Raw genomic sequence first — 5,408 nt, 5'->3', positions numbered from 1 at the left:
AGGTTCCAGCCGTGGAACCAAGCGCAATGGCGTTCTCGAAGCGGACCTCTCCATGTCGGCCCGTCGCGCGGTCAGCCGTGCGTCAGCTCCGCCAGCCGGCTCGCCCAGCGGTCGAGCAGCGCGTCGACCGTCTCGACGGCGGTCGGGGTGCGCGGCATGCGCGCCCGCACCGCGACCCCGTCGTCGGTGCGGGACACCCAGAGCTGCAGGTCGTCGGCCCGGGTGGCGGCCGAGATGTGGTGTGCTCGCCGGCCCGCCGACGCCGCGTGCCCCGGGAGCCGCCGGTAGTCCAGGTAGGACACCTGGAAGATGTCCACCCGCGGGAACCGCAGCGGCCACGGCAGGGTCTCCACCACCTGCTCGAGCGGCACATCCGACAGCTCGCGCGCGGCGCGCAGGGCCTTGCCGGTGGCGGCGAGCGCCGTGTCCGTGACGGTGGTGGTGCCGGCCCCGACGGCGGCGGCGACCTCGATGCGCAGCGGCACGGTCGTGGTGTGCCAGCCGACGGCCCGGCGAGCGGCGGCGTCGGCCCGGGTGTGTACCGGCAGGAGTGTCTCCAGGACGTCGGGCCCGCCGAGATCGGCGACGGCAGCGGCGAGCGTGGCCAGCACGGCGGCCGACGTCGATGCGCCGGCCGACCTGGCGCGCTCGGCGATCGCGTCGGCGGTGACCGCGTCGGCGAGCGGGCGCACGACGGTGCGCTGGGGCACCCGCTCGCCGTCGGGCACGCCGAGCGGCAGCGGGAACGTGGGCAACGCCCAGCCGCGGTCGCGGAGGAAGCCATGCCAGGTCACGAGCCGCGGGTCGTTCACACCCACGGTGACCGAGGTGGCCGGTAGAGCCTCCGGCACGGCTTGCACGGGAGAGGCGACGGCGGGCGGACCCGCCGCGCGCCCGGCGTGCGCCGCGTAGAGCGCGGCCAGCTCGTCGACGACCACGGTCGTGGACCAGGCGTCGGTGTGCAGGTGATCCATGCCGAGCACGATCGTCGACCGGTCCGGGCGGCTGATCGCGGCGGGCAGGAACGCCGGGTACCCGAAGGGCGCGCACCGGCGGCCGAGCTCGGCCACCAGGTGCTCGCGGGTGTCCGCGACCGTCCGCGTGCGAGGCCCGTCGTGACGCCGCCAGACGAGCTCGGCGGGATCGTGCCGCAGCAAGCCCACACCCGCGGGCAGGCGCACCGCCTCGACCGACAGCCCGGCGTGCCCGGCCACGAGGTCGCGGAAGGCGGCCTCCAGGGCGTCGGCGTCGACCGGGCCGTCGACGTCGAACGTGGCGGTGATCCACACGCTCGGCTCCCCAGTGGCTGCCCCGAGGAGGTGGTTGCGCTGGTTGTAGGTCATCGGCGCCGGGGCGGGCGGCCGGGCCGTGCCCGGCAGCACGTCCCACGTGAGCACCCGGCCCGGCGCAGGCTCCCAGAGGTCAGCCGAGACGACCCGCACCGGTCGCCTCCAGATGCTCGTGCCGAACGCCGCCGGCGGCCCCGGCTCCGCCCGCCGCCCCGGCCGCAGTGACGAGCGAGCCGACGGCCGCCTCGAACGTCGCGGTCAGCTCGGCGATGTAGCGGTCCGCGGCCGCCTGGGCGGCCGGGGTGTCAGGGGTCTGCATGACGAGGTAGAGCCGCTCGTGGTCGCGGTTCACCCACAGCGACGCGTTGCCGGTGCGGCCCTCCCCCGTGAAGTGCAGGCCGTTGTCGTAGGCGGGCCGCCCGACGCCGGGGAACCGGCGCAGGTCGAGGTAGCTGATGAGCTGCGGGCTGCCGAGGGAAGCCGGGTCGAGGACGCCGTCGGCCAGCATGACGCCGAGCGCCGCGTGCACCGGGACCGACGCCACCTTCCTGGCCTGGCGGAACGCCGCGTTCGCGGCGGGCAGGACGTCGGTGAAGGACGCCGGGACGCGGCCGTCGGCCACCGGGAAGGTGACCGGCGCGAAGTTGCAGAGCCAGCCCTGCGAGGTCTCGAACCCGGGTCCGCGCGAGCCCACCACCGTGACACCGAACCAGTCGGTGGCACCGGTCAGCCGGGTGTCGGTGAGCGCGATGCCCGCGAACACCGCGCCGGTGAAGCGGGCGCCGTGCGCGGTGACCAGCTCGTCCATCCGGGCGAGGCCGTCGGCGTCGAGCAGGGTCGCCGAGCGGATCTTCACCGGCGCCGTCTCCCCCGCCTCCAGGCCGAGGTCGAGGGCGAAGCGCGGCAGGCGGCCGTCGTGCGCCGTCACGGCGTCGATCCAGGCCCGGATCTCGGGGGCGTCCGGCGGGGTAGCGGCGGCGAGGGCGTGCTCCGCCCGCGCGTGGTCGAGGACCGAGCCGGCGGTCGCGGGCTCCGGTCGCGACGGGTTCGACCCGCGGAGATCGAGCTCCTCCGCGTACAGCTCCTCGATCTCGCTGAGCACCATCAGCTGCGACGCGCCGTCCGTGAACGCGTGGTCGCAGCCCCAGAACAGGCTGAACCCGTCGTCCGAGACGACGGCCCCGAGCGCGAACGGCGCCCACGAGTCGGGGCGGCAGGCGGCGTCGAAGGTGGCGTTGAGGTGCGTCGTCACCCACTCGTCCCACGGGAGGCCGGGCCCGGGCGAGAACGCCGGGACGTCCACCACCTCGAAGCCGACGGCGTCCGCGGGCACCAGGTGGCGCACCGGGGCGCCGCCGTCGGCGCAGGCGTCGACGTCGAACCAGGTGCGCAGGCCCTCGTGCCGCCGCACCAGCCGGGTCAGCGCCCGCGCCAGCGCGGCGCCGTCGAACGCGCCCTCGAGGTGGGTCGCGGTCCCCGTCCACGCGCGGTGCCGGCCGCCGGAGGCCCGCCGCGCCGCGTAGGCACCCAGGTGGTCGCCCTGCAGGAACGACGGCGGCCCGGGGTCCACGGGGGCCGACGCCGCCGCGTCGAGCGCCACCGGTGTGGGCCTCAGGTGCAGCACCTGTCCTGGATGTACCGTCCACGTGCCCATCGCGCCGAGAATCATGCGACTGCCTCTCTCAAACCGGCGGACCCGAAGGCCCGGAAACAGGTGCGCAGCTCCTCGACGAGGGCGTCCATCGCGGCGTGCGCCTCGGGGGTGTCGGGGTACCGGGTGGACACGTTGAGCCCGTCGTGGGTGCGCAGGAACCAGAGGTAGAGCTCGTCCGTGCCGTAGGCGGGGCTGCGCAGGGTCCTGGCCGCCCAGGTGCTCCAGCGCTCGGCCCCCGGCACGAACCGGGTGTCGACGTACGACACCGCGAAGTGCGGGCCGTCGGTGATGCCGCCCAGCTCGGCGATGCGCGCGAACGAGTACCGCACCAGCGGCTTGCTCGCGGAGACCGCGGCGTGCACCCGCTCGATCGCGTCCGCCAGGGCGTTCCCGTCGACCACGCGGGCCGGGTCGTCCTGGCCGGCGTCCACGTCGCGGAGCACCGGGTCCACGCCGGAGAGGTCGAGGTCCACGGGGCACAGGCCCACGTACCAGCCGACGGCGGCCGCGTGCTGGGGCGCGTACCGGGTGTGCATCGGCAGGACGAACCGGAGCCGGTCCAGCCCGTGCACCCGGCGCGCGGCGTGCGCGAACGCGGCCAGCACACCGGACTGCGCCGACGCGCCGCGGGCCCGGCTGCGGGCGCTCAGGTCGTCGGTCTGGTCGACGGTGGCGAGCCAGTACGAGCGGGACGCCTGCGGGCGGGCCGCCTCGGCGGCGTCGGCTGCGGGACGGGTGATGCCGGTGCCATAGCGGGGGAAGGCGGCGTCCGGCCCGAGGAAGTCGAGCCAGCGGCGCACGGGCTCGCCGTCGGCGGCGAGCGTCATGGCGAGCTTGCGGTCCTCGGCGGAGAAGTCGACGTGGGAGCCGACCTCCAGCGCCCGCAGCTCGGCGTCGGGCACGCCGCGGCGGGCGGCGTCGTACAGCGAGACGATCTCCTCGAACCACAGGAGCTGGGAGTACGCGTCCATCACCGAGTGGTCGGCGCCGAAGGCGAGGACGAAGCCGTCGTCGCCCGGCGAGCCGGGCTCCGGCAGGACGCTCGCCATGACGCAGTGCGGCCAGGCGGTGGGCGAGACGTCGGCGAGCAGGCTCGGCAACAGGGCGCCCACCTGGGCGGCGGTCAGGTCGCCGACCACCAGGTCCCGGATGGTCACCGCCTCGGCGGGGGCGGTCACCCGGCGCCAGCCGCTTCCGTCGTCCTGCGTGACGGTGGTGCGCAGCACCTCGTGGCGGCTCACCCACGCGTGGATCGCGCGGCGCAGCGGCTCCGGCTCGTACGGGCCGGGCACCCGCAGCACGGACCCGATCCAGGAGCCGGGCTCGGAGTCGCGCAGGTGCGCCTCGTGGCCCGGCGACAGGTCGCGCGGGTCCTGCTGCCAGCGGCCGGCGTCGGCCCGCGGCGTCCAGGACGTCACGGTCCCGGCCGGCAGGTCGTAGGCCGAAAGCTCGGTGTATTCCATGCGGGCGGATCCCTAGATCGTTATGTGGGCACGGCCAGCACGACGTCGGACGAGTTCCGCGGTCCCCTTGCGCCGACCTTTATACCGGAATCGTCGGGTGAAAGTTAGTCCCCTATACCGGAATAGTAGGGTGAAAGTCAGTCCCCGCTCGTATGCCCGGTATGGTCTGGCCCTTGAAGAGCACGGTGCCCAGCACGGACCCGAACCCGATCGGGAGGACGAGCGTGAACCCGCCACCAGCACTGCGCCTGCAGTTCGCAGACGACATGTTCCTGCGCCGGCACGACGGCGACGCCAGCCCTGCGGTGAACCAGGTGCTGTGGCGTCTCGACGGCCCGTACGACGCCGACCGCCTGCGCGTCCTGGCCGACGGGATCGCCGCGGGGTCGCTGCACCGGCGGGTGGTCCGCGCCCGCGTGCCGGGCGCGCGGCACCGGTGGGCGCCCGCCGCGACGCTGCCCGTCCTCGACCTGCAGACCGCTGCCGTCGCGGAGGACGGGGTCGGCAGGTGGGCGCTGGCCGAGGCCGACGTCCCGCTCGACCCGGCCCGGGGCCACTCCTGGCGGCTCGCCGCCGCCGACATCGTGGCACCCGCCGCGGGTGGGGCAGGCGGGGTCGAGGCTTCCGGCGAGAGCGCCGTCGTCGGCGGGATCGTCTCGCTCACCTGCGCGCACGCCGTGGCGGACGGCGCAGCGCTGATCGACGCCCTGGTGCGCGCCTCGACCCACGCCGACCCGATAGTCGTGCCGGCTCCCGAGCGCGGTACCCGTGCGCTGCTCGCGGACGCCGCCGACGCAGCGGCCCAGGCGGCGGCCGTCGCGCGCTGGGCGCAGGCCAGGACGCGGCAGGCGGCTCGCGACCGGCAGGCGGCTCGCGACCGGCGGGCGGCCTCGACGGGCGCGGCGGGCCCGACCGCCGGGCCGCCGGTCGAGACGTCGGTCGCGGAGCTCTTCCCGGCGGTCGGGCAAGCCACGGTGGTCGAGCCTGTCGAGACCCAGGTCC

4 protein-coding genes are annotated in these 5,408 nt (G+C 75.6%); 1 reads left to right on the top strand and 3 read right to left on the bottom strand.

From position 1 onward, the window contains the following. Positions 1-71: 71 nt before the first annotated feature. From ACFT2C_RS28860 to ACFT2C_RS28850, 3 genes are read right to left on the bottom strand one after another with little or no spacing between them, the layout of a single operon-like run. Entirely contained in the window at positions 72-1,442 is a 1,371-nt protein-coding gene (locus tag ACFT2C_RS28860; protein ID WP_377210549.1) for a condensation domain-containing protein, read from the bottom strand. Then, the gene (locus tag ACFT2C_RS28855) at positions 1,423-2,958 is read right to left on the bottom strand and encodes a condensation domain-containing protein (protein WP_377210548.1); all 1,536 of its coding nucleotides are present in this window, start codon (positions 2,956-2,958) and stop codon (positions 1,423-1,425) included. Before ACFT2C_RS28855 ends, ACFT2C_RS28860 begins: the two co-directional genes overlap by 20 nt. Continuing rightward, positions 2,955-4,406, bottom strand: coding sequence for a condensation domain-containing protein (locus tag ACFT2C_RS28850; protein WP_377210547.1), 1,452 nt, complete (start codon positions 4,404-4,406; stop codon positions 2,955-2,957). The genes ACFT2C_RS28855 and ACFT2C_RS28850 overlap by 4 nt, the downstream gene beginning before the upstream one ends. Before the next feature lie 173 nt (positions 4,407-4,579). On the opposite strand from ACFT2C_RS28850, the gene ACFT2C_RS28845 reads away from it, so the two are divergent. Further along, positions 4,580-5,408 (top strand): hypothetical protein (locus ACFT2C_RS28845; RefSeq protein WP_377210546.1); only part of this gene is annotated, 829 nt, incomplete at its 3' end.

This window comes from Promicromonospora sp. NPDC057138 (assembly GCF_042670845.1).
In the GTDB taxonomy this organism is placed as follows: Bacteria; Actinomycetota; Actinomycetes; order Actinomycetales; family Cellulomonadaceae; genus Promicromonospora.
Note: the sequence above shows the minus strand (reverse complement) of the source record. Positions and strands in the feature narration are given on the sequence as shown.